Source organism: Cellulomonas sp. Marseille-Q8402 (genome assembly GCF_965119525.1).
Window position 1 is genome coordinate 1,200,293 of record NZ_CBCPLX010000001.1, and the last position, 26,463, is coordinate 1,226,755.

Sequence of the window (26,463 nt, forward strand, 5' to 3'; positions counted from 1 at the left end):
GCATGCCCAACCGCCTCGCCCGCAGCACCAGCCCCTACCTGCGCCAGCACGCCGAGAACCCGGTCGACTGGTACGAGTGGGGCGAGGAGGCGTTCGCGGAGGCGCGCCGCCGGGACGTGCCGCTGCTGGTCTCGATCGGCTACGCCGCCTGCCACTGGTGCCACGTGATGGCGCACGAGTCGTTCGAGGACCCCGGGACCGCCGCGGTGATGAACAGCCGGTTCGTCAACGTGAAGGTCGACCGCGAGGAGCGCCCTGACCTGGACGCCGCCTACATGGCGGCCACGCAGGCGATGACCGGCCAGGGCGGCTGGCCGATGACCGTGTTCGCGACCCCCGAGGGCGACCCGTTCTTCTGCGGCACGTACTTCCCGCCGGTGCCGGTGGCCGGGCGGCCGTCGTTCGGGCAGGTGCTGGACGCCCTGTCCCGCGCGTGGCGGGAGCGGCGCGCGGAGGTGCGCTCGGGCGCGGACGAGCTGCTGGCGGCGCTGGGCGGCGGTGGCGCTCCCCCGCCCCGCCACGACGTGCCCGACGACGCCGACGGTCCCGCCCTGGACCTCGGTGCGGTCGCGCAGGTGTCGGACCTGGCCGTCGACGCGCTGGCCGGCACCTACGACGCCGAGCGGGGCGGGTTCGGCGGGGCACCCAAGTTCCCGCCGTCGACGACGCTCGAGTGGCTCCTGCGCCGGCACGCCCGCACGGGCGACGACCGGGCGCTGGCGATGGCGGAGGGCACGCTCGAGGCCATGGCCCGGGGCGGCATGGCGGACCAGCTGGGCGGCGGGTTCGCCCGGTACGCGGTCGACGGCACGTGGACGGTGCCGCACTTCGAGAAGATGCTCGAGGACAACGCGATCCTGCTGCGCGTCTACGCCCACTGGTGGCGCAGCACGGGCTCGCCGCTCGCCCGCCGCGTGGTCGAGGGCACCGCCGACTTCCTGCTCCGGGACCTGCGCACCCCCGAGGGGGCGTTCGCCTCGTCGCTGGACGCCGACACCGCGGGCATCGAGGGCGCGACCTACGTGTGGACGGCGGCGACCCTCGCCGAGGCGCTGGGCCCGGAGGACGCCGCCTGGGCCGCGGACGTGTTCGGCGTGACGGACGCGGGCACGTTCGAGGCGGGGACCTCCGTCCTGCAGCTGCGCGCGGACCCGGCACCGGAGGACGAGGTGCGGTTCGAGCGCGTGCGCCGCGCCCTGCTGCGCGCCCGCGCGGCCCGCCCGCAGCCCGCGCGCGACGACAAGGTCGTGGCCGCGTGGAACGGGCTCGCCATCGCGGGTCTCGCCGAGGCCGGCGCGATGCTCGAGCGCCGCGAGTGGGTCGCCGCGGCCGTGGACGCGGCGCGCGTGCTGGACGAGGTGCACGCCCTGGCGGGCGGCGACGGGCTGCTCCGGCTGGCCCGCACCTCCCGCGACGGAGCGGTGGGCACCGCACCGGGCGTGCTGACCGACTACGCCGCGGTGGCCGAGGGCTTCGGCGTGCTCGCCGGCGTCACCGGGGACCCGCACTGGGCGGCGCGGGGCTCGGCGCTGCTCGACACGGTGCTGGCGCGGTTCCGCGCGCCGGACCACGGGTTCCAGGACACCGCCGACGACCAGACGGACGCCGTGGTCGCCCGGCTCGCGACCCGCCCCGACGTGGCGGACGGCCCGTCGGCGGGCGGGCAGTCGGCGGCCGCCGGGGCGCTGCTGGCCCGCGCGGCCGTGACCGGCTCGGCGACGGACCGGCAGGCCGCGGAGCTCGCGCTGGCCGCCCCGCTGTCCATCGCGCACCGGCACCCGCGGGCGGTGGCGTGGGCGCTCGCGACCGCCGAGGCGGTGCTGGACGGACCACGCGAGGTCGCCGTGCTCGGCCGGGCCGACGACCCGGGCCGGGTCGCGCTGGTGCGGACCGCCGTGCGCTCCCCTGCGCCCGGGCTGGTGCTCGCGCAGGGCGACCCGGAGGAGGTCGCCGCGACGCCGTCGGCGGTCGGCCTGCTGCGGGACCGCGGCCTGGTCGGGGGGCGCGCCGCGGCCTACGTGTGCCGGGGCTTCGTGTGCGACCGCCCCACGACGGACCCGGGGGTGCTGCGGGCGTCGCTGGCCTGACGGGGCGCGGCTCCGGCCGACCTCAGCGGTCGCGCTTCTCCCGCATCGCCCGCACGGCCTCGAGGTTGTCCTGCCGCTCGCGCAGCGCCTGGCGCTTGTCGTACTCGCGCTTGCCGCGGGCGAGCGCGATCTCGACCTTCGCCCGGCCGTCCAGGAAGTACAGGGACAGCGGGATGATCGTCTGCCCCTTCTCACGGGTCTTCGCCTCGAGCCGGTCGATCTCCTCGCGGTGCAGCAGCAGCTTCCGCTTGCGGCGCGGCGCGTGGTTGGTCCAGGTGCCCTGCGAGTACTCCGGGATGTGCACGCCCTCGAGCCAGGCCTCCCCGCCGTCGACGGAGCACCAGCCGTCGACGAGCGACGCGCGGCCGGCGCGCAGCGCCTTGACCTCGGTGCCGCTCAGCACGACGCCGGCCTCGAAGACGTCCTCGATGAGGTAGTCGTGGCGCGCCTTGCGGTTGGACGCGACGAGCGACCGTCCGCTCTGCTTGGCCATGACCGTCCTCCTGAGGTTGGTGGGTGGGGCGACGCAGCAGCCTATCCGGCGTGCCCGGTCCCGCCCACCGGATTCCGCTAGAGGCCGAGCAGGGGCCGCGGGTTCACGGTGCCGCCGTTGACGTAGACCTCGAAGTGCAGGTGGCACGCCGCCGAGGTGCCGGTGTTGCCCGAGTAGCCGAGCAGCTGGCCCTGGGACACCCGCTGCCCGCCGCCGACCACGAAGCTCGTCATGTGGTTGTAGGACGTCATCAGCGAGCTGCCGTTGTACAGCCCGTGGTCGACCATCACCTGGTTGCCGAACCCGTTGCGCCACTGCGCCCACTGCACCGTGCCCGCGCGCGCGGCGTAGATCGGCGTGCCGCAGTAGGTGCGCAGGTCGATGCCGGCGTGCAGGCGGTAGTACCCGAGGATCGGGTGCAGCCGCATGCCGTACTCGCTGGTGACGTGGATCGGGTTGATCGACGTCGGGTTGCCGAACAGCGCGCCGCTGACGGGACCCGCCGCCGGCGCGGGCTGACCCGCCGGTGCGGCGGCCGCGGCCCGGGCACGCTGCTGCGCGGCGACCTCCTCGAGCTGCGCCCGGATCTTCGCGGTCTCCGCGTCGATCTTGTCGACCTCGGCCTGGGCGGCGGCCTTCTGGCTCTCCACCTGGGCCTTCTTGGCGGCCTGCTCCGCGATCAGGCGCTCGACCTCGGCCTTGCGGTCGGCCGCCTCCTGGCGCGCCCGCTCGGCCTCGGCGACCTTCTGGTCGGCCTCGGCCTTGAGCTCGGTGATCCGCTCGCGCACCGCCGTGAGCCGCGCCTGGCTGTTCCGGTTGGCCGCCTCGATGCCCGCCAGCTCGTCGAGCACCGCGCTCTGCGCGCGCTGCGCCGTGCTGGCCAGCCCGTACTGCTCGGTGAAGTCCTCGACGCTCTGCGCGTCCACCACGATGCTCAGCCCGGACAGGCCCGGCCCGCCCTGGTACGCCGAGCGCGCCATCTGGCCGATCTGCCCGCGGATCTCGTCGCTGCGCGCGGAGTCCGTCTGGATCGTCGCGGAGATCGTCGTCTCCTGGTCCTGGGCGTCCTCGAGCCGGGCGGCGATCAGCGCCGCCTCGCGCTCGAACCCGGCCAGCGCCGCCTCGGCGTCCGTGAGCGCCTGCTGCGCGCCCGGCAGCTGCTGCTCGACGGCGAGCAGCTCCGCCGCGGACTGCCGGAACTGCTCGCTCAGGCCCTCCAGCGCCGCCTCGGCGTCGGCCCGCTGCTGCTCCTGCTGCGCCTGCTGGTTCTGCAGCGCGGACCGCCGGTCGTCCAGGTCGTCGCCGACGGCGGGGCCTGCGGCCGTCAGGCCGACCAGGATCGCGAGCACGCCCGCCAGCGACCCGGCGACGAGCCGGGTGCGTCGGTCTCGGGCCGGGCGGCGGGGACGGGTCGTCGACATGTCAGACCTTCGTGTAGCGGCTGAGGGTCACCAGCGAGGAGATCGCGGCGAGCAGGATCGCGGCGGCGACCAGGAACGGCGCCACCTGCCACACCTCGTGGGTGGTCACGTACGGGATCCAGGCGATCTGCCCCCCGAGCCAGTCGGTGACGAGGTAGCGGACGCCCGCCCACAGGCCGACGACGGACAGCACGGCGCCGACGGTCGCGGCGATCGCGCCCTCGAGCATGAACGGCAGCTGGATGAACAGGTTCGACGCGCCGACCATCCGCATGATGCCGGTCTCCCGGCGGCGGCTCAGCGCCGACAGCCGGATCGTCGTCGTGATGAGCAGCACCGCGGCGAGCAGCATCACGCCGGCCAGGCCGAGCGCCAGCAGCGTCGCGCTGTTCAGCACCCGGAACAGCGAGTCGTAGAGCTCCCGCTGGTCCTGCACCGACTCGACGCCCTGGCGACCCTGCAGGACGTCGGCGACGACCTCGTACTTCTCCGGGTCCGTGAGCTTGATCCGCAGCGACTCGTTCATGTCGTCGACGGTGGTGACCTGCGCCCAGAACTGGCCCTCGAACTGCCGCTGGAAGGTCTCGAACGCCTGCTCCTTCGACTCCTCGAAGACCTCGGCGATGTACGGCGCGACGTCGGGCGCGGCCAGCGCGTCCTCGACGGCCTGCTTCTGCTCGGCGGTGACCTCGCCGCCGGCGCAGGTCGGCTCGGGCGAGACGCCGGCCGGGCACAGGTAGACGCTGACCTCGACCCGGTCGTAGAAGTCGTCCTGCATCTTGCCGATCTGCATCTGCAGCAGGGCGGCGGCGCCGACGAACGTCAGCGACACGAAGGTGACGAGGATGACCGAGACGGTCATCGAGAGGTTCCGGCGGAGGCCGATGCCGATCTCGGAGAGGATGAACTGGAGTCGCACGTCCCGGCCCCCTCAGCGGTCCGAGCCGTAGACGCCGCGCGACTGGTCGCGCACCATCTCGCCGCCGGACAGCTCCACCACGCGCTTGCGCATCTGGTCGACGATCTCGTCGTCGTGCGTCGCCATGACGACCGTCGTGCCGGTGCGGTTGATCCGGTCGAGCAGGCGCATGATCCCCAGGGAGGTCGTCGGGTCGAGGTTGCCGGTGGGCTCGTCCGCGAGCAGGATCGACGGCCGGTTCACGAAGGCGCGGGCGATGGCCACGCGCTGCTGCTCACCGCCGGAGAGCTCGTGCGGGCGGCGCTTCTCCTTGCCGGCCAGGCCGACCATCTCGAGCACGTCGGGCACCGTGGTGAGGATGTGGTGCCGCGGCTTGCCGATCACCTGCAGCGCGAACGCCACGTTCTCGAACACCGACTTGTTCTGCAGCAGCCGGAAGTCCTGGAACACCGCGCCGATCTGGCGGCGCAGGTGCGGGACCTTCCACGACGAGAGCGTCGTCAGGTCCTTGCCCGCGACGAAGACGCGGCCGGCGGACGGCCGCTCCTCGCGCAGGGCCAGGCGCAGGAAGGTCGACTTGCCCGAGCCGGAGGCGCCGACGAGGAACACGAACTCGCCGCGCTCGACGTCCAGGCTGATGTGGTCCAGCGCGGGGCGGGCGCCGCGCGCGTAGACCTTGGTGACGTTCTCGAATCTGATCACAGTCGGGGGCGGCCAGCGGTCGGGGAGCGGAGGGTGGTGCAGGCGGAGCTGCTCTGGCCGCGTCGAGCGTAGGCAGGCGCCGACCGTGACCCGACCGTGACACGCCGGTCCCGGACCTGTGAGTCCGGGCACCGGGGGCGGATCGGGCGGTGCGCCGGGCGGTTTCGCCCGGTATGCCCGCTCAGGCCTCCACGGAGGCCGAGCGCCGCCAGCGGATGCCCGCCTCGAGGAACCCGTCGATGTCGCCGTCGAACACCGCGGCGGTGTTGCCCACCTCGTGCTCGGTCCGCAGGTCCTTGACCATCTGGTACGGGTGCAGCACGTAGGACCGCATCTGGTCGCCCCAGGACGCCTTGATGTCGCCTGCGAGCTCCTTCTTCTTCGCGTCCTCCTCGGCCTTGCGGACGAGCAGCAGGCGGGACTGCAGGACGCGGAGCGCGGCCGCGCGGTTCTGGATCTGCGACTTCTCGTTCTGCATCGACACGACGATGCCGGTCGGGAGGTGCGTCATGCGGACCGCGGAGTCGGTGGTGTTGACCGACTGCCCGCCCGGGCCGGACGACCGGAACACGTCGACCTTGATCTCCGACTCGGGGATCTCGATGTTGTCGTCGCTCTGCTCGATGAGCGGGATGACCTCGACCGCCGCGAACGACGTCTGCCGGCGGCCCTGGTTGTCGAACGGCGAGATGCGCACCAGGCGGTGGGTGCCGGCCTCGACGGACAGGTGGCCGAACGCGTAGGGCGTCTTGACCTCGAAGGTCGCCGACTTCAGGCCGGCCTCCTCGGCGTACGAGGTGTCCAGCACCGTCGTCGGGTAGCCGTGCCGCTCGGCCCAGCGCAGGTACATCCGCATGAGCATCTCGGCGAAGTCCGCCGCGTCGACGCCGCCCGCGCCGGCGCGGATCGTCACGACCGCGTCGCGCTGGTCGTACTCGCCGTTCAGCAGCGTGCGGACCTCGAGCTCGCCCAGGTCCTTCTGGATCACGAGCAGCTCGGCCTCGGCCTCGGCGAGCGTGTCGGCGTCGCCGCCGTCCTCCGTCGCCATCTCGACGAGCGTCTCGAGGTCGTCGATCCGGCCGCCGAGCTTCGACACCCGGTCCAGCTCGGACTGGGAGGCCGACAGGGCGCTGGTGATCTTCTGGGCGGCGTCGGGGTCGTCCCAGAGGTCGGGCGCGGACGCCTGCTCGGAGAGGTCGGCGATGCGCTTGCGCAGGGCCTCGGGGTCGGACACCGCCTCGATCGTCGCGAGCGTGCTGCGCAGGTTGCGGATCTCGGCGGGGAAGTCGGTGGCTGCCACGACGGTCCAGGCTACCGGTTGGCGCGGGATGTGCGGGCACCGGCGACGCTCCGCACTACGGTGTGAGCGTGAACACGCCAGCACCCTCCGGACGTCAGCACCACCTCGCGCACGGTGAGCACCGCGCCACGATCGCCGAGGTCGGGGCCAGCGTCCGCACCTACGCCGTGGGCGGCCGCGACGTCGTCCTGCCCTTCGACGAGGGCGACCTCGCCCCCGCCTACTCCGGCGCCGTGCTCGCGCCGTGGCCGAACCGGCTGCGCGACGGGCAGTACACCTGGGACGGCACCACCTACCAGGTGCCGGTCACCGAGCCCGACCGCTCGACGGCCCTGCACGGCCTCGTGGCGCAGGTCCGGTTCGAGCGGACCGCCTCCGAGGCCGGCCCGGACGGGGACACCTCCGTCACCCTGCGGCACGACCTCGTCCCGGCGCCGGGCTACCCGTGGTCGCTGCGGATCGACGTCACCTACGCGCTGTCCGACGCCGGGCTGCGGGTGCACGTGGCCACCACCAACCTCGACGCGACCGCCGCGCCGTACGGCATCGGCTTCCACCCGTGGCTGTCCCCCGGCGACGCCGCCGTGGACGACTGCACGCTGCGCGTCGACGCCACCTCCCAGGTCACGGTCGACGACCGGCTCCTGCCGACCGGCACCCGCCCGTTGTCCGGCGCCGAGGACCGCACCACCCCCCAGCTGCTGGCCGGCGTGGCGCTGGACGACGCCTTCGTCGACGTGACGCGCGACGCCGACGGGCTGTCCTGGATCGTGCTCACCGCCCCCGACGGGCACGGTGCCGCGATGTGGATGGACGAGTCGATGGACACCTGGCAGGTGTGCACCGGCAACGGCATCCCGCGCATCGACCGCCGCGGCGTCGCCGCCGAGCCGATGAGCTGCATCGCGGACGCGTTCCGCACGGGCGAGCGCCTGGTCCGCCTCGAGCCCGGCGCCACCCACGCGGTCACCTGGGGCATGACCCTCTCCTGACCGCCCGCGTCCCCCTCCCTTCCGCCCCCCTCCTCCCCGCGAGGTAGTGCGACCGCGCCGAGGTAGTGCGCGATGACGCACTACCTCGCGCAGGTCGCACTACCTCGGCGACGGGCCGCTCGAGGCCGGCGGGCGGGCGGGAGCCGGGCCGGGGCGGGGCGGGACGCACGAAGGGCCCCGCCGTGCGGCGGGGCCCTTCGTCGTGTCGCGGGGGCTGGTCAGCCGTAGTACTCGCCGTCGGCCATGACGCCCTTGGTGTACTCCCAGTGCCAGCGCTCGTACGGGCCGCTGCCACCGGGCCGGGCCCAGGACGGGTTCTCCCAGCCGAACACGGGCGCGTTCTCGTTGAGCCACTCCCACTGCGCGCCGGTGGTCTGCGAGCTGCAGAGGTCGACGGCGAGGCCCCAGCCGTGGTTGCTGCGGCCGGCGGGGGCGGCGAGGCCGCCCTTCTGCGCCTTGACCGCGCGCTGCTCGGCGAGGGTGCGGTAGCCGCTGGACAGGCAGAGGTCGCTGCCGAACCGGGTCACCCACATCGCGTTCAGCTCGGCGAGCGCCTCGGCGGCGTCCGCGCGCAGCTCCGTGCCGCCGTCCCAGAGGACGCAGAGGTCGCCCTGCGGGAGCTGGCCGTTGGCGCTGGCGGTCCCGGCCTCGCCGTCGCAGCCGGGCAGGATCTCCCGCTCCTGGCTGCGGCTGACGTCGACCTGGGCACGCACCGCGGTGGCGTCGCCGGACACCAGCGAGGCCGGGGGCAGCACCGCGGACGTGGAGGACGTGAGGGCCTCGACCGTGCTGGGCAGGGTCGCGTCGGCCTGGACGTCGGCGACCTCCTCGCTCTGCGCGGACTGCTGCGAGAGCGGGACGGCGACGGTCACGGCGGCCAGCGTCACGAGGACACCGGCTCGGGTGCCCCAGCGGGCGAGCGGGTTGCTGCGGCGGTCGTGCGCGGCGCCGTCGGCCTCGACCGCGGGGGCCGGCGCCGCGGGGAGCGCGGTGGCCGAGCGGCCCGACTCCCGGAGCTGGCGTCGGGTGGGTGCGCCGGTGGCAGCAGGCTGCACGCGGTGCGACGCCACAGGGCCTCCGATGCTCGCTCACGGGTCTGACGGACGAGGGGTGTTCCACCCCCGTCCGGGCAGCGCGCACGTTCGCGACGACCGGGTCGTCCGGGGGGAGACGATCACGAAACTGTAACGGGCCGGGCGGCCGCCTCCAAGCCCCCGGTCGGGGGTAGTTGACGGATCATCGGCGTGTCGCCGCAGATCACCCACCGGGATCACCCGTCCGTGTGACGTAGGTCCCACGGATGGCGTACCCACCCCGGAGCTCAGTGACGGAACGCACCCCGCTGCATCGCGTCGCGGACCTCGCCGACCAGCTCCTCGAGGATGTCCTCCAGGAAGACGACGCCGACCGCGCGCCCGCCGTCCTCGACGCGGGCCAGGTGCACGCCCGAGCGCTGCATGGCGGCGAGCGCCTCCTCGACCTCGTCGCCCGGCGCGACGACCGCGAGCGCGCGCACCCGCCACGTCGGCACGGGCAGGCGGCGGGACTCGTCGTCCGCGTAGAGGACGTCCTTCACGTGCAGGTAGCCCGTGGGCGTGCCGTCCCGGCCCACGACCGGGAACCGGCTGTACCCGGTGCGCGCCACCAGCCGCTCGACGTCGTCGGGCGTGACGTCGGGCGCCACCGGCACCAGGTCGGCCAGCGGCACCATCACGTCGGCCGCGGTGCGGTCGGAGAACTCCAGCGCGCCCGACAGCAGGCCCTGCTCGTCGACCAGCAGGCCCTCGGCCTGCGACTGCTCGACGATCGACTGCACCTCCTGCGCCGTGAAGGCGGAGGCGACCTCGTCGCGGGGGTCGACCCGGAACAGCCGCAGGACGTGGTTCGCGACCCAGTTCAGCGTGAAGATGACGGGCCGCACGACGCGGGCCAGCCACACCAGCGGCGGCCCGAACAGCAGCACCGCGCGGTCCGGTCCCGACACGGCGAGGTTCTTGGGCACCATCTCGCCGAGGACCACGTGCAGGTAGACGACGACCAGCAGCGCCACGACGAAGGCGATCGGGTGCGTCAGCGACTCCGAGACGCCGAGCGCGTGCAGCGGGTCCTCGATCAGGTGCGCGATCGCGGGCTCCGCCACCAGGCCGAGGCTGGTCGAGCAGACCGTCACGCCGAGCTGGGCGCACGCGAGCATGAGCGACACGTGCTCCATCGCCCACAGCACGGTCGTGGCGCGCCGGTCGCCGGCCTGCGCCAGCGGCTCGATCGCCGAGCGGCGCGCGGAGATGATCGCGAACTCCGCCGCGACGAAGAAGGCGTTGCCGGCCAGCAGGGCGACCGCGAGCAGGAGAGCCACCTGGTTGCTCACGCGGCACCTCCCCCGGCCCGGTCGCCGGCCTCGGTGCGCTGCACGAGCACCCGCTCCACCCGGCGGCGGCTCATCGACTCCACCCGCAGGCGCGCGTCGCCGGCCACCACCTCGTCGCCCTCGGCGGGCACCCGGCCGAGGGCGGCCATCACCAGCCCCCCGAGCGTCTCGTACGGACCGTCCTCGGGGACGACCAGTCCCGTGGTCTCGGCGAGCTCGTCGGGACGCAGCAGCCCGGAGACGACCCAGGCCCCGTCGGCCCGGCGCGAGGCGGCGGTGCGGCGGCGGTCGTGCTCGTCCGCGACGTCGCCCACCAGCTCCTCGACGACGTCCTCCAGGGTGACGACGCCCGAGGTGCCGCCGTACTCGTCCACGACGACCGCCATCTGCATGCCGTGCTCCCGCAGCTCGACCAGCAGGGGGCCGAGGTGCACGGTCTCGGGGACGCGCGGGGCGTCGATCATCAGGGCGGCGGCCGGCACCTCGTCGCGGCGCTCGTACGGCACGCCGATCGCCCGGCGCAGGTGCACCAGCCCGACGATGTCGTCGGAGTCGTCGCCGATCACCGGGAACCGGGAGTGCCCGGTCTCGCGGGAGAGCCGGACGACCTCGGTCGCGGTGTCGTCGCGCCGCAGCACGACCACCCGCTGCCGGTCGGTCATCACGTCGACGGCGGTCAGCTCCGAGAACTCGATCGAGTTGGTCAGCAGGGTCGCGGTCGACTCGTCCAGCGTGCCCTCCTGCGCGGAGCGCTTCACCAGCGCGGCGAGCTCCTGCGGGGAGCGCCCGCCGGACAGCTCCTCGCGCGGCTCCACGCCGAACCGGCGCAGCAGCGCGTTGGCGCTCGAGTTGAACAGGGTGATCAGCGGGCGCAGCGCCGACGTGAACCCGGCCTGCAGCGGCGACACCCAGCGGGCGGTGCCGAGCGGGCGGCTGATCGCGAAGTTCTTCGGGACCAGCTCGCCGAACAGCATGGAGAAGCCGTTCACCAGCACCAGCGTCAGCACCAGGGCGACCGCGCCGCCGGCGGCCGCGCCGAGGAACGAGCCCTGCAGCGGCTCGGCCAGCAGCGCGTTGACGGCGGGCTGGGTCGTGTAGCCGAGCAGCACCGTGGTGACGGTGATGCCGACCTGGGCGCCGGACAGCTCCGTGGAGAGCCGGCGCAGCGACTTCAGCACGCTCTGCCCGCGGCGGTCGTCGGGGCGGGTCTGCCCCTCGACGACGCCCGGGTCGAGCGTGACGAGCGAGAACTCGCTGGCGACGAACACCGCGGTGCCGGCGGTGAGCACGACGCCGAGGGCGACGAGCAGCCAGTCGGTCAGCACGGGTCACCCCCGGCGCGGGCGGACCGGGCGGCGGACCCGGGTGCCGCGGCGAAACCGCACGCGAGGAGGGTCAGGAGGCAAGAGGGGCCGGCATGGTCGCCCCCGGGCTCGTCGGCCCGGGCAGGACGCCGGCAGCGACTTGAGCTGCTCATGGTGGCGCAATCATACGAAACCTCCACACCCGCGCTCTACGCTGGCCCGATGACGTCGACATCCCGTCCCGGCGGTGCGGCCGGCTCCCCCGCGGGCGCCCCCGGCGCCGCGTCCACCTCGGTCCTCGTCGTCGAGGACGAGCCCGCCATCGCGACCGCGGTCGCCCGGCGGCTGTCGGCCGAGGGCTGGCAGGTCGAGACCGTCGGCGACGGGCTGCAGGCCGTCGACGCGGCCGCGCGGCTGAACCCCGACGTGGTCGTGCTCGACGTGATGCTCCCGGGCATCGACGGCCTCGAGGTGTGCCGCCGGATCCAGGCCGACCGGCCGGTGCCCGTGCTGATGCTCACCGCGCGGGACGACGAGACCGACATGCTGATCGGCCTCGGCGTCGGCGCGGACGACTACATGACCAAGCCGTTCTCCATGCGGGAGCTCGTCGCCCGGGTGAAGGCCCTGCTGCGGCGCCAGCAGCGCGCCGCCCTGGCCGCCGAGCTGACCGCGGGGACCTCGGACGCCGAGCCGCCGGTCGCCGTCGGGGACGTCGTGATCGACCGCGCGCAGCGCCGCGTGCACCGCGCCGGGGAGGAGGTGCACCTCACCCCGACCGAGTTCGACCTGCTGCTCGCGCTCGCCGCGAGCCCCCGCACCGTCCTCACCCGCGAGCGCCTCCTGGCCGAGGTCTGGGACTGGGTGGACGCCTCCGGCACGCGCACCGTCGACTCGCATGTGAAGGCCTTGCGCAGGAAGCTGGGCGCCGACCTGATCCGCACCGTGCACGGCGTCGGGTACGCGCTCGAGCCCGCGGGCAGCAGCTCGGGGGCTGGCCCGGCGTGACGGTCCCGCGCCACCAGCGGCGGGTCGGGCGGCTGCCGGACGTCCGGCCGCTCGACCGGCTGCGGTCGATCAAGATCAAGCTCGGGGTCCTCGTGGCCGCGGCGGTGTTCGTGGCCGCGTTCCTCACCTGGATCGGCCTGAACAACGCGCTGGGCCCGACCCGCACGTTCCCGATCGTCATCGTCATCGCCCTGGTGATGACGCAGGTGCTGGCCCGCGGCATGACCTCGCCACTGCGGGAGATGACCTCGGCCGCCCGGGCGATGGCCGCCGGCGACTACAGCCGCCGGGTGCGCGCGACCAGCCGGGACGAGGTCGGCGAGCTGGCCACGGCGTTCAACCGGATGGCGGACGACCTGGAGCAGGCCGACACGGTCCGGCGCGAGATGGTGGCGAACGTGTCCCACGAGCTCCGGACGCCGGTCACGGCGCTGCAGGCGCAGCTGGAGAACATCGTGGACGGCGTCGACGACCCCGACCCCGAGGCGATGCGGGCCGCGCTCGCGCAGACGCAGCGGCTGAGCCGGCTGGTCGCCACCCTGCTGGACCTGTCGCGGCTGGAGGCGGGGGCGGTCGACCTGCAGGTGGCGGACGTCCCGGTGCAGCAGTTCCTGGAGGAGGCCGCGCAGGAGGGCCGCCTGGTCGGGTCGTCCAAGGACCTGACGTTCCCCGTCGTCGTCGACCCGCCCGACCTCACGCTGCCCGCCGACCGCGAGCGCCTGCACCAGGTGGTCGCCAACCTCGTGCAGAACGCGGTGCGGCACTCCCCGCGCGGCGCGGAGGTCCGGCTCGAGGCGCACCGCGCCGGCGGCTGGGTGCAGCTGGACGTGGTCGACGCGGGTCCCGGCATCGCCGCCGACCAGCGGCAGCGGGTGTTCGAGCGGTTCGCCCGCGGCAACACCCCGGCGATCACGGGCCAGATCTCCACGGGCGGCACCGGGCTGGGGCTGTCCATCGTCCGGTGGGCGGTCACCCTGCACGGCGGGACCGTCGAGGTCGCGGACAGCGACTCCGGCTGCACCATGCGCGTGATGCTGCCGTCGCGACGGCAGTCGAAGCCCGCGACCGGCGCGTTCTGACGCTCCGCCTGCCGACGGAGCCGCCGGCCGGGCCGGGTTCCACCTCGCGGCGGATCCGCCGCGAGGACCGCGGCTCCTAGGGTCGAGGCATGCCACCCGACGCCACGCACGCCATCGAGGTCAGCCACCTCACGAAGACGTTCGGCCAGGTCCGGGCCGTGGACGACCTCAGCTTCACGGTCCGCCCCGGCCGGGTCACGGGGTTCCTCGGCCCGAACGGGGCCGGCAAGACCACCACCCTGCGCATGCTGCTGGGCCTGGTCGCCCCCACCGCCGGGACCGCCACCATCGGCGGCCGCCGGTACACCGACCTCGAGCGCCCGATGCGCACCGTCGGCGCCGCGCTCGAGGCCGCCGACTTCCATCCCGGGCGCACGGCGCTCGACCACCTGCGCGTGTACGCGCCGCAGGCCGGGGTGCCGGACGCCCGTGCCGGCGAGGTCCTCGACCTGGTCGGCCTGGGCGCCGCCGCGAAGCGCCGCGTCGGCGGGTTCTCCCTCGGCATGCGGCAGCGCCTCGCGCTGGCGACCACGCTGCTCGGCGACCCGCCCGTGCTGCTGCTCGACGAGCCCGCCAACGGCCTCGACCCCGAGGGCATCCGCTGGCTCCGCGACCTGCTGCGCGCGCTCGCCGCGCAGGGCCGGACCGTGCTGGTCTCCTCGCACGTGCTGTCCGAGGTCCAGCAGACGGTCGACGACGTCGTCATCATCGCCGGCGGCCGCCTGGTGCACGCCTCGACCCTGGCGGAGCTCAGCGCGCTGGCCGAGCCCCGGGTCCGGGTCGTCTCCCCCGATCCCGCGGCGCTCGACGCCCTGGTCGCACGCGCCGGCTGGCAGCGCGCGGGCGGGGCCCCGGTGCCCGGCGTCGCCGAGCTGGTCGGCACGGACACGACGAGCGTGGGGCGCGCCGCGTTCGGCGCGGGCCTGGAGCTGCACGAGCTCGCCACCCACGGCGTCGGGCTGGAGGACGTGTTCCTCCGCCTCACCGCACCGGCGGCGCCGCACGGTGCGCACGCGGCCCACGCCGCACCCGCGGTTCCAGGCGTCCGCGCGCCGGCCGACACCACGACCGCCGCCGGAGGTGCGCGATGAAGGACACGCTCGTCTCCGAGTACCGGAAGATCGTCACCACCCGCACCTGGTGGGTGCTGCTCATCGTGATGGTCGCCTACATGGCGTTCCTGGGCGCCGTGATGGCGTTCACCTTCACGTTCGACGGGGCCGACGTCACGGGGGCGTCGGGCGACGCGGTCCAGCTGGACGCACCGGCCGTCGCGACCGCCGTGTACACGCTGCCCGCGTCACTCGGGTACGCGCTGCCGCTGCTGGTGGGCCTGCTCTCGGTCACCGCCGAGTTCCGGCACCGCACGCTCACGCCGACCCTGCTCGCCCAGCCGGACCGGAACCGGTTCGTCACCGCGAAGCTGCTGGCCAGCGTCCCCATGGGCCTGCTCTACGGCGTGGTGGGCACCGTGGCGACCGTGGGCGCGGGCGCCGCCGGGTTCGCGGTCAACGGCGCGGCCAACGCGCTCGACGACCCGGAGATCTGGGGCATCATCGCCCGCACCGCGCTGGCCCTGACGGTGTGGTGCGTGGTGGGGGTCGGCCTCGGGTTCGCCATGCCGAACCAGGTGGTCGCCATCGTGGTCGTCCTCGCGTTCACCCAGTTCGTCGAGCCGGTCGCGCGCCTCGTGCTGGGGCTGAACGACGCCACGGCGGGGGTCGGCAAGTTCCTGCCCGGCGCCGCCGGGGAGGCCATCAGCGGCGGGTCGTTCTACTCGGCCACCGGCGCGGGCGACCTGCTCGGTCCGGCCGCCGGCGCAGCCGTGCTGGTCGGGTACGCCCTGCTGCTCGCGCTGCTCGGACGCCTCACCACGCTGAAGCGCGACATCACCTGACGGGTCCCGGCGCGCCCCCGTCGCCGCCCCCGTCGTCGCCTCCGGTCCCCGGTGCGGCGGCGGGGGCGCGCGTGTGCCCGGCGAGGCGCGCGAGCGGGCCGGCCGCCCGGCGCACCGCCTCGGCATCGGCGGGCGCCAGGTGCGCGAGGGCCGCGGCGAGGGTCCGGGCCCAGCCGGCCTCCACCGGGTCCTTGTACCGCTCGGCGAGCTCGGTGGGCCGCAGCCGAGCGACCCGGGCGTCGGACGGGTCGGCCGTGCGCTCGACCAGGCCGCGCGCCACCAGCCCGCGGACCGCCGCGCTGACGTTGCTCTGCCGCAGGTCCAGCGCCGCCGCCGCACCGCCGACGCTCGTGCCCGGCTGCGCCGCGACGTAGCGCATCACCTCGAACTCGGTGGGCGGCAGCCGCGGCGGGCCGTCCTGCGTGCTCTGCGCCTGGCGCACCGCGCGGGACAGGTCGTGGAGCGCGACGGCGAGGCGGCGCAGGTCGTCGTCGGCGGCGGTCACCCGGGCAGCCTAGCAGGATGCATATGACTAGACATATATGAACTCATAGGTATGCTCCTCGGGTCGGCCGAGCGCCCCCGCGCCGCGCCCCGTCCGCTTCGGAGCACCCCATGACCACCACACCGGGCACCACTGCGCCCGTCGCGCCCGCTGAGCCCGTCGAGGCCGCCGAGCCCACCGCCGGGGCCACCCCGCCCCGGCACGCGCTGCCCCTCGCCACGACCGCCGTCCTCGCCGCCCTCACCGCGATCGCGCCCCTCGCGACGGACATGTACCTGCCGGCGTTCCCGCAGCTGGCCACGGAACTGGGCACCAGCGCCTCGGCGGTGCAGCTGTCGCTCACCACCTTCATGATCGGCCTGGCGCTCGGCCAGCTGGTGATCGGCCCGCTCTCCGACCAGCGCGGCCGCCGCGGCCTGCTCGTCGCCGGCACCGCCGTGTGCGCCGCCGCCGCCCTGGCGTGCGCGTTCGCGCCGTCGATCGCGTTCCTCGTCGCCGCCCGGTTCCTCCAGGGCTTCAGCGGCGCGGCGGGCATGGTCCTGAGCCGCGCGGTGATCAGCGACCGGGCGCGCGGGACGGCCGCCGCCCAGCTGTTCGGCCTGATGATGCTCATCCAGGGCGTCGCACCGGTCCTCGCCCCGCTGCTCGGCGGCAGCCTGGTCGGCGCGGTCGGCTGGCGCGGGGTGTTCGGGATCCTCGCCGGGCTCAGCGCGCTGATGCTGGTCGGCGTCCTCGTCCTGGTGCCGGAGACGCTGCCCCGCGAGCGACGCACCTCCGGCGGGCTCGCGGCGACGCTCCGGGACGCCCGCAGCGTCCTGACCAACCGCCGGTACCTCGGCTGGACCGGCGCGCTGGTCCTCTCGTTCGCCGCGATGTTCGCCTACATCTCCGCGTCCCCGTTCGTGCTGCAGAACGTGCTCGGCCTGTCGGTCGTCGGCTACTCGCTCGCGTTCGCCGCCAACGCGCTCGGCCTGTCCGTCGTCGCGGGGCTCAGCGCGCAGCTGGTCGCGCGGGTCGCCCCGCGCCGGCTCCTCGTCGCCGGGGTGACCGCGCTGGCCGCCCTCAGCGTCCTGCTGCTGCTCGACGTGGTCGTGCTGGGCCTCCCCCGCTGGCCGACGCTCGTGCTGCTCTTCCTCGCGGTCAGCTCCCTCGGCCTCGTGCTCGGCAACGCCACGACGCTCGCCACCGGCGAGGTCGCCCACGCCGCCGGCACGGGCTCCGCCGTGATGGGCGCCCTGCAGTTCGGGCTGGGTGCGGTGGTGTCGCCGCTGGTCGGCCTGGCCGGCGAGCACGACGCGCTCCCCATGGCGGTCACGATGGTCGTCGTCAGCGTCGGCGCCCTGCTGGCCCTGCGGCTGGCCCTCACGGCACGCCCGGAGTCGGGGTCCCCGACCGGCGCATGACCGAGTTGGTCTGCACCAGACCCGGGGCAGACGCGCAGATGGCACGCGTGACACCCCGGGCGGACCTCCCGTGTGACAAGCGTGTGAACCCTCGGCGAGCCGCCGCGCCCGAGGGGAGATGACGCCCGGTCAGGACGTAGGGTTGGAGAAACTGATCCGGCGATGACGCGGTCCGTGACCGCGGAGGAAGTGGGCGATCCTCGCGTGTCCCAGCATGCGGAGCCTGACGTGAACCGAGCCGACTTCGGCGCGAACACGTGGCTCGTCGACGAGCTGTACGAGCAGTACCTCCAGGACAAGACCGCGGTCGACCCCGCGTGGTGGGAGTTCTTCGAGGGCTACAAGCCCTCGTCGCCCGCTGCGACGACGTCGGGCGCGCAGGACGGGAGCAGCGACGGGCCGGCCGGTGACGGAGCCGCGGCGAGCGCACCGGCTCCGGCTGCGCCCGCGGCCCCCGCACCTGCGGCGGCCCCGCCGGCGCCCGCCCCGGCGCCCGCGTCCGCCCCGGCCGGCGAGCGCGCCGGCACGGTGCAGGGCACCGGCGCCGACCGGCCCGCGCACACCGGCGACGGCGCTCCCGTCCCGCCCGCGCCGACGCCCACGGCGACCCGGCCGCAGGAGCAGCCCGCGCCGCGGGACCCGGAGCCGAGCCCGGTCACCTCCCCCGTGGCCACGGCGCAGCCCGCCACGGCCCCGTACGCCCCGGCCGCCAAGGCCGCCCGCGAGGCGGAGCTGGAGGCCCCGGAGGCCGCCGACGAGGTCGCCCGCCTGCGCGGTCCCGCGGCCCGGGTCGTCACCAACATGGAGTCCAGCCTCGACGTGCCCACCGCGACGTCGGTGCGCGCGATCCCGGCCAAGCTCCTGGTGGACAACCGGATCGTCATCAACAACCACCTGGCCCGCGGCCGGGGCGGCAAGATCTCGTTCACGCACCTGATCGGCTTCGCGCTGGTCGAGGCGGTCGGCGAGATGCCGGCGATGAACAGCGCCTACACGCAGGTGGACGGCAAGCCCGCGGTCCTGACGCCCGCGCACGTCAACCTCGGCCTCGCCATCGACCTGGCCAAGCCGGACGGCACCCGCCAGCTGCTCGTCCCGAGCATCAAGAAGGCCGAGACCCTCGACTTCGCCCAGTTCTGGACCGCGTACGAGGACGTCGTGCGGCGCGCCCGCGGCGGCAAGCTCGGCGTCGACGACTTCGCGGGGACCACGCTCTCGCTGACCAACCCGGGCACCATCGGCACCGTGCACTCGGTGCCGCGCCTGATGCAGGGCCAGGGCACGATCATCGGCGTCGGCGCGATGGACTACCCGGCCGAGTTCCAGGGCACCTCCGACGAGCAGCTCAACAAGATGGGCGTCTCGAAGGTCCTCACGGTGACCTCGACCTACGACCACCGGATCATCCAGGGCGCCCAGTCCGGCGACTTCCTGCGCATCCTGGCCCGCAAGCTGCTGGGCGAGGACGGCTTCTACGACCGGGTGTTCGCGTCGCTGCGCGTGCCCTACGAGCCGATCCGCTGGGTCAAGGAGGCGGCCGACCCGGACGCCGAGGCGATCAAGCCGGCCCGGATCGCCGAGCTGATCCACTCCTACCGGTCGCGCGGCCACCTGATGGCCGACACCGACCCGCTGGCCTACCGGCTGCGCAAGCACCCGGACCTGGACGTGCAGACGCACGGCCTGTCGCTCTGGGACCTGGACCGGACGTTTCCGACCGGCGGGTTCACCGGCAAGCCGCGGGCCACGCTGCGCCAGGTGCTCGGCCTGCTCCGCGACTCGTACTGCCGCACGACCGGCTTCGAGTACATGCACCTGCAGGACCCGCGCCAGCGGCGCTGGCTGCAGGAGCGCCTGGAGGCGGGCTACGCCCCCACCCCGCGCGAGGACCAGCTGCGGATCCTGCGGCGCCTCAACGCCGCCGAGGCGTTCGAGACGTTCCTGCAGACCAAGTACGTCGGGCAGAAGCGGTTCTCCCTGGAGGGCGGCGAGTCCGTCATCCCGCTGCTGGACGCGATCCTGTCCCGCGCGGCCGAGGGCGGGCTCGACGAGGTCGCGATCGGCATGGCCCACCGCGGCCGGCTGAACGTGCTCGCGAACATCGCCGGCAAGTCCTACGGGCAGATCTTCAGCGAGTTCGAGGGCAACCAGGACCCGAAGTCGGTCCAGGGCTCCGGCGACGTGAAGTACCACCTCGGCACCGAGGGCGTCTTCCAGTCCGAGTCGGGCGCGTCCACCCGGGTGTACCTCGCGGCGAACCCGTCGCACCTCGAGGCCGTCGACCCGGTGCTCGAGGGCATCGTCCGGGCCAAGCAGGACCGGATCGACCTGGGCGGCGACGGCTTCTCCGTGCTGCCGATCCTCATCCACGGCGACGCCGCGTTCGCGGGGCAGGGCGTCGTGTTCGAGACGCTCAACCTCGCGCAGCTGCGCGGCTACCGCACCGGCGGCACCATCCACGTCGTCATCAACAACCAGGTCGGCTTCACCACCGGCCCGTCGTCCTCGCGGTCCTCGCAGTACGCCACCGACGTCGCCAAGGGCCTGCAGGTCCCGGTGTTCCACGTCAACGGCGACGACCCCGAGGCCTGCGTCCGCGTCGCCGAGCTCGCGTTCGAGTACCGCGAGCAGTTCGACCGCGACGTCATCATCGACATGGTCTGCTACCGCCGCCGCGGCCACAACGAGGGCGACGACCCCTCGATGACGCAGCCGCTGATGTACAACCTCATCGAGGCCAAGCGGTCGGTGCGCAAGCTCTACACCGAGGCGCTCGTGTCCCGCGGGGACATCACGCTGGAGGAGGCCGAGCACGTCCTGCGCGACTACCAGGCGCAGCTCGAGCGCGTGTTCGCCGAGACCCGCGAGGAGGGCTGGACGCCGCCGTCGCCGGACGCCGAGCCCGTCGCCGGCCTGGAGCGCCCGGAGTCCCAGCGCGAGGACGCCGGCGTCATCATCGGCTGGCAGACCGCCGTCCCGGGCAAGGTGCTGGAGCGGATCGGGGCCGCGCACGTCCGCGCCCCCGAGGGCTTCACCATCCACCCGAAGCTCGCGCAGCTGCTCGCCAAGCGGGAGCAGATGTCCCGCGAGGGCGGCATCGACTGGGGCTTCGGCGAGATCCTCGCGTTCGGCTCCCTGCTGATCGAGGGCACCCCGGTGCGCCTGGCCGGTCAGGACTCCCGCCGCGGGACGTTCGTGCAGCGGCATGCCGTGCTGCACGACCGGGAGACCGGCGCCGAGTGGACCCCGCTGCTGTACCTGTCGGCGGACCAGGGCAAGTTCTGGATCTACGACTCGTCCCTGTCGGAGTACGCGGCGCTCGGCTTCGAGTACGGCTACTCCGTGGAGCGGCCCGACGCCCTGGTGCTGTGGGAGGCGCAGTTCGGCGACTTCGTCAACGGCGCCCAGACCGTCATCGACGAGTTCATCAGCTCCGCCGAGCAGAAGTGGGGCCAGCACTCGTCCGTCGTGCTGCTGCTCCCCCACGGCTACGAGGGGCAGGGGCCGGACCACTCGTCCGCCCGCATCGAGCGGTTCCTGCAGATGTGCGCCGAGGGCAACATGACGGTCGCGCAGCCGACCACGCCCGCGTCGTACTTCCACCTGCTGCGCCGCCAGGCCTACGCCCGGCCGCGGCGCCCGATGGTGGTGTTCACGCCCAAGTCGATGCTCCGCCTGAAGGCCGGCGCGTCGCAGATCGAGGACTTCACCTCGGGCACGTTCCGCCCGGTGATCGGCGACCCGGTGGCCGCGGAGAACGCCGCCCGCGTCGACCGCGTCCTGCTCTGCTCCGGCAAGGTCTACTGGGACCTCGTCGCGCAGCGGGAGAAGCTCGGCGACGACCGCACCGCGATCCTCCGGCTCGAGCAGCTGTACCCGCTCGACCACGAGGGCATCCGGGCCTCGCTCGCGCCGTTCGACGGCGCCGAGCTGGTGTGGGTGCAGGACGAGCCGCGCAACCAGGGCCCGTGGGCGTACGTCTCGCTCGCGCTGCCCCCGGTCGTCGGTGCACCGGTGCGGTCCGTCTCCCGCCCGGCGTCCGCGTCCACGGCCGCCGGCTCCGCCAGGGCGCACCAGGCCGAGCAGGCGGAGGCTCCTGACCGCCGCGTTCGCCCGCTGACCCACCCGGCGCGTCACGCGCCCGCCCGCCCGCCTGCCCCCCACGGGCTCCGTCCGGCCCCCCACGGGCTCCGACGCCGAGGTAGTGCGAACCTGCCGAGGTAGTGCGACACCGCGCACTACCTCGAGCGGAACGCACTACCTCGGCGGCTCGGGCCGGGGGCGGCGGGGGTCCCGTCAGGCGACGGCCGGTTCAGCGCGGTCGGCGGCGGCCTCGGCCTCGTCCGTGCACGCGAACTGGCGGCGGTACGCCTGCGGGTTGGTGCCGAGCACCCGCGCGAAGTGGTGCCGCAGGATCGCGGCGCTGCCGAACCCGCTGACCCGGGCGACCTCGTCGACGCCGGCCGAGGTCCGCTCGAGCATCTCCTGCGCCCGCACCAGCCGCTGGCGGGTGACCCAGGCGGCGGGCGTCGTGCCGGTCTCGGCCCGGAACCGGCGGGCGAACGTGCGCTCGGACATCAGCGCACGCGCGGCGAGCTCGGGCACGGTGAGCTCGGCGTCGAGGTGCTCGACCATCCACGCGAGCAGCGGGGCCAGGGTGTCGGCGTCGCACGGCAGCGGGGTGTCGACGTACTGCGCCTGCCCGCCGTCCCGGTGCGGCGGCACGACCATGCGCCGGGCGACCGCCGCGGCCTGCTGCGCGCCGAGCTCGCGGCGGACCAGGTGCAGGCAGGCGTCGATCCCGGCGGCGGTGCCCGCGCTGCTGATCACGCCGCGGTCCTCGACGTAGAGCACGGCCGGGTCGACCTCGGCCGTCGGGTACCGGCGCTGCAGGTCGTCGGCGTACATCCAGTGCGTGGTGCACCGGCGGCCGTCGAGCAGCCCGGCCTCCCCCAGCGCGAACGTGCCCGAGCAGATGCTCATCACCCAGGCGCCCCGGTCGTGCGCGGCGCGCAGGGCGTCACGGGCGGCGTCGGGCAGCTCGTACGGCGCCTTGTACGGCAGGAACACGACCAGGTCGGCGTCGGCGGCGACCTCGAGCCCCGCCGTCACCTCGACGGCGAGCCCGGGCTCCATGGCGACGCGGCCGGGCTCGGGCGTGCACAGCGTGAAGTCGAAGACGGGGCCGCCGGTGTCCGAGCGGTCGATGCCGAACACCTCGCAGACCAGCCCGAGCTCGAAGGCCGACACCCCGTTGACCGCGATCGCGGCGACTCGCTGCAGCATGGGAGCGAGCCTGCCATGCGACTGGCGGGATGTCGATGGGATCGGACGGTTCTGCCACTCGTGGCGGCTCCTCGACACGAGCAGGATTTCTGCCATGACCACGTTGATCCTCGTCCTGGCCCTGCTGACCCTCACCGCCTGGCTCGGGGCCCGGCTGTACGACTGGCTGCGTACCGACGGCCTGGGGCACCGGAGCCCGCCCCGCGACCGCCACGACTGGACGGACGGCACCGGCTCCTACCTGCCCTGAGGCGCGCGTCGGTCGAGGCACCCCCGCCGTCCGGCTGCGAGACTGGGCGCGCACGCCGCCCGCAGCCGCGGGTCGTGCGCGATCGGTCGGACGACAGGACGGGGACGGACGTGGGCGAGCTGCCGCTGCGCCTGGTGGTGGTCGGGGACGAGCTGGCCGCGGGCGCCGGGGACCCCCGGGCGCTGGGCTGGGTCGGCCGGGTCGCCGCCCGCACGGCCACCCCGGTGCCGCCGACGGTCCTCACCCTGGCCGTCCCCGGCGAGACCACCTCGGGCCTCTCGGCCCGCTGGGAGGACGAGGTCGGCCGCCGCGCCTCCGCTGAGGCCGACACCCGGCTGGTCGTCGCGCTCGGCCGGGCGGACGCGCTGGCCGGGCTGTCCCTCGCCCGCAGCCGCCTCAACCTGGCGAACGTCCTCGACGCCGCCGAGCAGCGCCGGATGCCCGCCTTCGTCGTGGGCCCGCCGCCCGGCGCCGGCGTCGACCCGACCGCGCTCGCCGACCTGTCCGCCGCGTTCGCCGACGTCACCACGCGCCGCCGCGTGCCGTACGTCGACACCTTCGCGCCGCTCGCGGGGCACGAGCAGTGGCTGGCCGACCTCGCCGCCGGCGACGGGTCGCTGCCCGGCCAGGCCGGCTACGGCCTGATGGCGTGGCTGGTGCTGCACTCGCACTGGAACGCCTGGCTCGGCCTGCCGGAGGACGTGGTCTAGCTAGCGCGGCAAGGTCGACCGGATGGCGGCGCGGGCGCTGGCCAGCACCGTCCGGACGGTGTCGGCGGTGAGCGGCGAGGGCCCGCCCAGCGCCTCGGACTCCCGGACCGCGGCCCGGACCTCGGCCCGGAACGCCGCCAGCTCCGCGTCGATCTCCGACCGCCGGGCCCGCGCCGCGCCGGCGGCCCCCGCCCGGGCGTCCCGACCGCCGACCTGCGCGGTGGCCCGTGCCTGCTGCGCGGCCGCCGCCAGGTCCGCCCGCAGCCCGGCCATCGACCCGGCGACCTCGTCCCGCACCCGGGCGGCGAGCTCCCGCACCGTGGCGGCGATCTCCTGCTCCAGCGCCACGAGCTCCGCGCGGTGCGCGTCGACCTCCGCCCGGCCCCGCGCGGTGAGCGAGTAGAGCGTCTTGCGCCCCGCCGCGGCGCGCTCGACCAGCCCCTCCTCCTCGAGCCGGGCGAGCCGCGGGTACACCGTGCCCGCGCTCGGCCGGTAGGTACCGCCGAACCGCTCCGAGAGCGCGGTGATCAGCTCGTACCCGTGCCGCGGCCCGGCCTCGAGCAGGTGCAGCAGGTACAGCCGCAGCTGCCCGTGCGCGAAGACGGCCATCAGGCGCGGCCCGCCGGACCCCCTGCCGGCTCCCCCGCGTCCACCACGGGCTCCGCGAGCGGGGCGCCGTGCAGCACGGTGAGGTGGCCGGACACCGTCTGGGAGTACACGAAGCAGGTGGCGCGGTCGTCGCGCAGGTCGACGCTGGTCCGGCCGGGGCGACGGTCGCCGTGCTCGACGCCGTCGACCACCACGCGGCCGGAGACGCTGCGCGCCTCGACGCCCACCCCGTGCCCCGCGGGCAGCCGCACGGCGACGTCGCCGGAGACGGTCCGCACGTGGCAGACGGAGCTGGCGGACAGGCAGTCCAGCGTGACCTCGCCGGACACCGTGGTCACCGTGACCCGCGACAGCGCGCCGGAGGAGGTCGCCGCGCCGGAGACCGTGCCGACGGAGAGGTCGCCCGTGTGGTCGCGGACGGTCACGTCCGACGAGACGCTTTTCACCGACAGCGCCCCGTGGGTGCCGTCCGTGAGGATCGCGCCGCCCACGGTGGAGGCGGTGGCGTCCTGCGCGAGCCCGGCCAGCAGCAGGTCGGCGTTCACCGAGCTGACCGACGCGGCGACCGAGCGCGGCACGGCCAGGTGCACGTCCACGCTGTCCCGCTGGTGCGGGCCGCGGAGCCGGTCGAGGAACCCGTCGAGGCCGGTCACCGAGCGGACGCCCGCCCACAGCGCCCCGTCGGCGTAGGTGACCTCGAGCGGCAGGCCGTCGACCCGGTGCACCTCGAGCCGGGTCGTCGTCAGCGTCGGGTCGTCGTGCGCGACCACGTCGACGCGGCCGCCGTTGACCTGCACCCGCAGCGAGCGCACGTCCTCGAGCTCGATGATCTGCGGTCCGATGACGACCCAGGACTCCGTGGCCATGGCGCACTCCCTCTTCGTCGAGATATATCGCGTGTTGTCACGCTATAGCGCGACCCCGCTCCCGACAAGGGCAGGTCCCCGGGCCGGCCGTCAGGCGATGAGACCCACCGAACGCAGCTCGACGGTGAGGTCCTGCGGGTTCGTGGCCACCCCGAGCGCCTCGTCGTAGGTCACCGTGCCGTCCGCCACCAGGCGCACCAGGTGCTGGTCGAAGGTCTGCATCTGGTAGTAGTCGCCCTGCCGGATCAGGTCCAGCAGCGGCTCGCTCGACGACGGGTCGACGATGGCCTCGGCGGTGCGACCGGTGTTCACCATCACCTCGACGACGGCGATCCGGCCCTGCCCGTCGGCGCGGCGGGCGAGCCGCTGGGAGACGATCCCGCGCAGCGCCTGCGCCAGCGCGACGCGGATCTGCTGCTGCTCGTGCGGCGGGAAGAAGTCGACGATGCGGTTGATCGACTCCGCCGCGTCGATGGTGTGCAGCGTGGACAGCACCAGGTGACCGGTCTCGGCCGCGGACAGCGCCGCCCGCACCGTCTCCACGTCGCGCATCTCGCCGACGAAGATCACGTCCGGGTCCTGGCGCATCGCGGCACGCAGGGCGACCGTGAAGTCCGCGGTGTCCTGGCGGATCTCGCGCTGCGACACGATGCCGCGCTTGTCCGGGTGCAGGACCTCGATCGGGTCCTCGATCGTCACGATGTTGGCCTCGCGCGTCGTGTTGATCAGGTCGATCATCGACGCCAGCGTGGTGGTCTTGCCGGAACCCGTCGGGCCGGTGACCAGCACCAGGCCACGGGGCTCCAGCGCCAGCTCGCCCAGCACGGGCGGCAGCGTCAGCTCGGACAGCGACTGCGCGCCCATCCCGACCAGGCGGAACACCATGCCGTAGGTCCCGCGAGCCTGGTACGCGTTCACGCGGAACCGGCCGACGCCCGACAGCGAGAAGGCGAAGTCGGCCTCGTGCGTCCGCACGAACGTCTCCGTGAGGTCGTCGGGCAGCACCTCGCCCAGCATGTGCTCGGTGTCGCGGGGCGACAGCGACGGCACCTGCAGCCGGCGCAGGCGCCCGTCCACGCGCACGCGCGGCTCGGACCCGACCTTGACGTGCAGGTCGGACCCGCCCGCCTGGGCCAGGGCGTGCAGGAGGGGGACGACGGACTGGGGCTGGTCGCTCACAGGTTCTCCATCGGCCGGAACGAGCCGGTCCTTGAACGGTCGGTGCGGTCGGGCCGCCGGGATGTGGGACGATGGGGAGTCACTG

23 protein-coding genes are annotated in these 26,463 nt (G+C 74.5%); 10 read left to right on the forward strand and 13 right to left on the reverse strand.

Going from position 1 to position 26,463, the window contains the following annotated elements:
* Window positions 1–2 precede the first annotated feature (2 nt).
* Entirely contained in the window at window positions 3–2,087 is a 2,085-nt protein-coding gene (locus tag ACWPWW_RS05505) for a thioredoxin domain-containing protein (protein ID WP_454049330.1), read from the forward strand.
* Window positions 2,088–2,109: 22 nt separating this feature from the next.
* Here ACWPWW_RS05505 and smpB read toward each other — a convergent pair whose 3' ends face one another.
* The 5 genes from smpB to prfB form a co-directional block, all read right to left on the reverse strand.
* The gene (gene smpB, locus ACWPWW_RS05510) at window positions 2,110–2,580 is read right to left on the reverse strand and encodes an SsrA-binding protein SmpB (RefSeq protein ID WP_147794009.1); all 471 of its coding nucleotides are present in this window, start codon (window positions 2,578–2,580) and stop codon (window positions 2,110–2,112) included.
* A gap of 77 nt (window positions 2,581–2,657) precedes the next feature.
* Window positions 2,658–4,001, reverse strand: coding sequence for a peptidoglycan DD-metalloendopeptidase family protein (locus ACWPWW_RS05515; protein ID WP_454049331.1), 1,344 nt, complete (start codon window positions 3,999–4,001; stop codon window positions 2,658–2,660).
* A 1-nt stretch (window position 4,002) separates the two neighbouring features.
* A complete protein-coding gene (gene ftsX / locus ACWPWW_RS05520; protein WP_454049332.1) occupies window positions 4,003–4,920 on the reverse strand; it encodes a permease-like cell division protein FtsX in 918 nt (305 codons plus the stop codon).
* Window positions 4,921–4,932: 12 nt separating this feature from the next.
* Complete coding sequence (ftsE, locus tag ACWPWW_RS05525; RefSeq protein ID WP_454049333.1) at window positions 4,933–5,622, reverse strand: cell division ATP-binding protein FtsE; 690 nt, start codon at window positions 5,620–5,622, stop codon at window positions 4,933–4,935.
* A gap of 181 nt (window positions 5,623–5,803) precedes the next feature.
* Entirely contained in the window at window positions 5,804–6,922 is a 1,119-nt protein-coding gene (prfB, locus tag ACWPWW_RS05530; RefSeq protein WP_454049334.1) for a peptide chain release factor 2, read from the reverse strand.
* Window positions 6,923–6,990: 68 nt separating this feature from the next.
* On the opposite strand from prfB, the gene ACWPWW_RS05535 reads away from it, so the two are divergent.
* Complete coding sequence (locus tag ACWPWW_RS05535) at window positions 6,991–7,914, forward strand: aldose 1-epimerase family protein (RefSeq protein WP_454049335.1); 924 nt, start codon at window positions 6,991–6,993, stop codon at window positions 7,912–7,914.
* Window positions 7,915–8,132: 218 nt separating this feature from the next.
* On the opposite strand, the gene ACWPWW_RS05540 is transcribed toward ACWPWW_RS05535, so the two are convergent.
* From ACWPWW_RS05540 to ACWPWW_RS05550, 3 genes are all read right to left on the reverse strand, one after another.
* The gene (locus ACWPWW_RS05540) at window positions 8,133–8,984 is read right to left on the reverse strand and encodes a M15 family metallopeptidase (RefSeq protein ID WP_454049336.1); all 852 of its coding nucleotides are present in this window, start codon (window positions 8,982–8,984) and stop codon (window positions 8,133–8,135) included.
* Window positions 8,985–9,235: 251 nt separating this feature from the next.
* A complete protein-coding gene (locus tag ACWPWW_RS05545) occupies window positions 9,236–10,282 on the reverse strand; it encodes a hemolysin family protein (RefSeq protein WP_454049337.1) in 1,047 nt (348 codons plus the stop codon).
* Window positions 10,279–11,607 (reverse strand): hemolysin family protein, encoded by a 1,329-nt coding sequence (locus tag ACWPWW_RS05550; protein WP_454049338.1) that lies wholly within the window; start codon window positions 11,605–11,607, stop codon window positions 10,279–10,281. Before ACWPWW_RS05550 ends, ACWPWW_RS05545 begins: the two co-directional genes overlap by 4 nt.
* 201 nt (window positions 11,608–11,808) lie before the next feature.
* Between ACWPWW_RS05550 and ACWPWW_RS05555 the strand changes: the two genes are divergently transcribed.
* The 4 genes from ACWPWW_RS05555 to ACWPWW_RS05570 all read left to right on the forward strand — a co-directional run bounded on the left by ACWPWW_RS05555 (window position 11,809) and on the right by ACWPWW_RS05570 (window position 15,570).
* Window positions 11,809–12,594, forward strand: coding sequence for a response regulator transcription factor (locus tag ACWPWW_RS05555; RefSeq protein WP_454049339.1), 786 nt, complete (start codon window positions 11,809–11,811; stop codon window positions 12,592–12,594).
* Window positions 12,591–13,673 (forward strand): sensor histidine kinase, encoded by a 1,083-nt coding sequence (locus ACWPWW_RS05560; RefSeq protein WP_454049340.1) that lies wholly within the window; start codon window positions 12,591–12,593, stop codon window positions 13,671–13,673. Before ACWPWW_RS05555 ends, ACWPWW_RS05560 begins: the two co-directional genes overlap by 4 nt.
* Before the next feature lie 89 nt (window positions 13,674–13,762).
* A complete protein-coding gene (locus tag ACWPWW_RS05565; protein ID WP_454049341.1) occupies window positions 13,763–14,764 on the forward strand; it encodes an ABC transporter ATP-binding protein in 1,002 nt (333 codons plus the stop codon).
* On the forward strand, window positions 14,761–15,570 hold the full coding sequence (locus ACWPWW_RS05570; protein WP_454049342.1) for an ABC transporter permease: 810 nt from the start codon (window positions 14,761–14,763) through the stop codon (window positions 15,568–15,570). The genes ACWPWW_RS05565 and ACWPWW_RS05570 overlap by 4 nt, the downstream gene beginning before the upstream one ends.
* Here the strand turns inward: ACWPWW_RS05570 and ACWPWW_RS05575 are convergent.
* Window positions 15,563–16,075 (reverse strand): MarR family winged helix-turn-helix transcriptional regulator, encoded by a 513-nt coding sequence (locus tag ACWPWW_RS05575; protein ID WP_454049343.1) that lies wholly within the window; start codon window positions 16,073–16,075, stop codon window positions 15,563–15,565. The genes ACWPWW_RS05570 and ACWPWW_RS05575 overlap by 8 nt on opposite strands.
* A gap of 110 nt (window positions 16,076–16,185) precedes the next feature.
* Here ACWPWW_RS05575 and ACWPWW_RS05580 point away from each other — a divergent pair, with 110 nt between their 5' ends.
* Entirely contained in the window at window positions 16,186–17,478 is a 1,293-nt protein-coding gene (locus ACWPWW_RS05580; protein ID WP_454049344.1) for a Bcr/CflA family efflux MFS transporter, read from the forward strand.
* Window positions 17,479–17,640: 162 nt separating this feature from the next.
* Window positions 17,641–21,702 (forward strand): multifunctional oxoglutarate decarboxylase/oxoglutarate dehydrogenase thiamine pyrophosphate-binding subunit/dihydrolipoyllysine-residue succinyltransferase subunit, encoded by a 4,062-nt coding sequence (locus ACWPWW_RS05585; RefSeq protein ID WP_454049345.1) that lies wholly within the window; start codon window positions 17,641–17,643, stop codon window positions 21,700–21,702.
* Window positions 21,703–21,774: 72 nt separating this feature from the next.
* Here ACWPWW_RS05585 and ACWPWW_RS05590 read toward each other — a convergent pair whose 3' ends face one another.
* Entirely contained in the window at window positions 21,775–22,764 is a 990-nt protein-coding gene (locus ACWPWW_RS05590) for a GlxA family transcriptional regulator (protein WP_454049346.1), read from the reverse strand.
* A gap of 94 nt (window positions 22,765–22,858) precedes the next feature.
* Here ACWPWW_RS05590 and ACWPWW_RS05595 point away from each other — a divergent pair, with 94 nt between their 5' ends.
* Both ACWPWW_RS05595 and ACWPWW_RS05600 read left to right on the forward strand, forming a co-directional pair.
* On the forward strand, window positions 22,859–23,014 hold the full coding sequence (locus ACWPWW_RS05595; RefSeq protein ID WP_454049347.1) for a hypothetical protein: 156 nt from the start codon (window positions 22,859–22,861) through the stop codon (window positions 23,012–23,014).
* Window positions 23,015–23,124: 110 nt separating this feature from the next.
* Window positions 23,125–23,724, forward strand: a complete 600-nt coding sequence (locus ACWPWW_RS05600; RefSeq protein WP_454049348.1) for a GDSL-type esterase/lipase family protein — start codon at window positions 23,125–23,127, stop codon at window positions 23,722–23,724.
* Here the strand turns inward: ACWPWW_RS05600 and ACWPWW_RS05605 are convergent, their stop codons facing one another.
* The 3 genes from ACWPWW_RS05605 to ACWPWW_RS05615 form a co-directional block, all read right to left on the reverse strand.
* Window positions 23,725–24,333, reverse strand: a complete 609-nt coding sequence (locus tag ACWPWW_RS05605; RefSeq protein ID WP_454049349.1) for a PadR family transcriptional regulator — start codon at window positions 24,331–24,333, stop codon at window positions 23,725–23,727.
* Window positions 24,333–25,199: a DUF4097 family beta strand repeat-containing protein gene (locus ACWPWW_RS05610; protein WP_454049350.1), complete on the reverse strand. Its 867-nt coding sequence runs from the start codon at window positions 25,197–25,199 to the stop codon at window positions 24,333–24,335. The genes ACWPWW_RS05605 and ACWPWW_RS05610 overlap by 1 nt, the downstream gene beginning before the upstream one ends.
* Window positions 25,200–25,289: 90 nt before the next feature.
* Window positions 25,290–26,378 carry a type IV pilus twitching motility protein PilT gene (locus ACWPWW_RS05615; RefSeq protein ID WP_454049351.1) on the reverse strand — a complete coding sequence of 363 codons (1,089 nt, stop codon included), beginning with the start codon at window positions 26,376–26,378 and terminating at the stop codon, window positions 25,290–25,292.
* Window positions 26,379–26,463: the final 85 nt, after the last annotated feature.

Excerpts from the sequence above, each read along its gene's own strand:
- ACWPWW_RS05505 (WP_454049330.1), top strand. The coding sequence starts at position 3 with ATGCCCAACCGCCTCGCCCGCAGCACCAGCCCCTACCTGCGCCAGCAC.
- smpB (WP_147794009.1), bottom strand. The coding sequence starts at position 2,580 with ATGGCCAAGCAGAGCGGACGGTCGCTCGTCGCGTCCAACCGCAAGGCG.
- ACWPWW_RS05515 (WP_454049331.1), bottom strand. The coding sequence starts at position 4,001 with ATGTCGACGACCCGTCCCCGCCGCCCGGCCCGAGACCGACGCACCCGG.
- ACWPWW_RS05555 (WP_454049339.1), top strand. The coding sequence starts at position 11,809 with ATGACGTCGACATCCCGTCCCGGCGGTGCGGCCGGCTCCCCCGCGGGC.
- ACWPWW_RS05565 (WP_454049341.1), top strand. The coding sequence starts at position 13,763 with ATGCCACCCGACGCCACGCACGCCATCGAGGTCAGCCACCTCACGAAG.
- ACWPWW_RS05570 (WP_454049342.1), top strand. The coding sequence starts at position 14,761 with ATGAAGGACACGCTCGTCTCCGAGTACCGGAAGATCGTCACCACCCGC.
- ACWPWW_RS05580 (WP_454049344.1), top strand. The coding sequence starts at position 16,186 with ATGACCACCACACCGGGCACCACTGCGCCCGTCGCGCCCGCTGAGCCC.
- ACWPWW_RS05585 (WP_454049345.1), top strand. The coding sequence starts at position 17,641 with ATGACGCGGTCCGTGACCGCGGAGGAAGTGGGCGATCCTCGCGTGTCC.
- ACWPWW_RS05590 (WP_454049346.1), bottom strand. The coding sequence starts at position 22,764 with ATGCTGCAGCGAGTCGCCGCGATCGCGGTCAACGGGGTGTCGGCCTTC.
- ACWPWW_RS05595 (WP_454049347.1), top strand. The coding sequence starts at position 22,859 with ATGACCACGTTGATCCTCGTCCTGGCCCTGCTGACCCTCACCGCCTGG.
- ACWPWW_RS05605 (WP_454049349.1), bottom strand. The coding sequence starts at position 24,333 with ATGGCCGTCTTCGCGCACGGGCAGCTGCGGCTGTACCTGCTGCACCTG.
- ACWPWW_RS05610 (WP_454049350.1), bottom strand. The coding sequence starts at position 25,199 with ATGGCCACGGAGTCCTGGGTCGTCATCGGACCGCAGATCATCGAGCTC.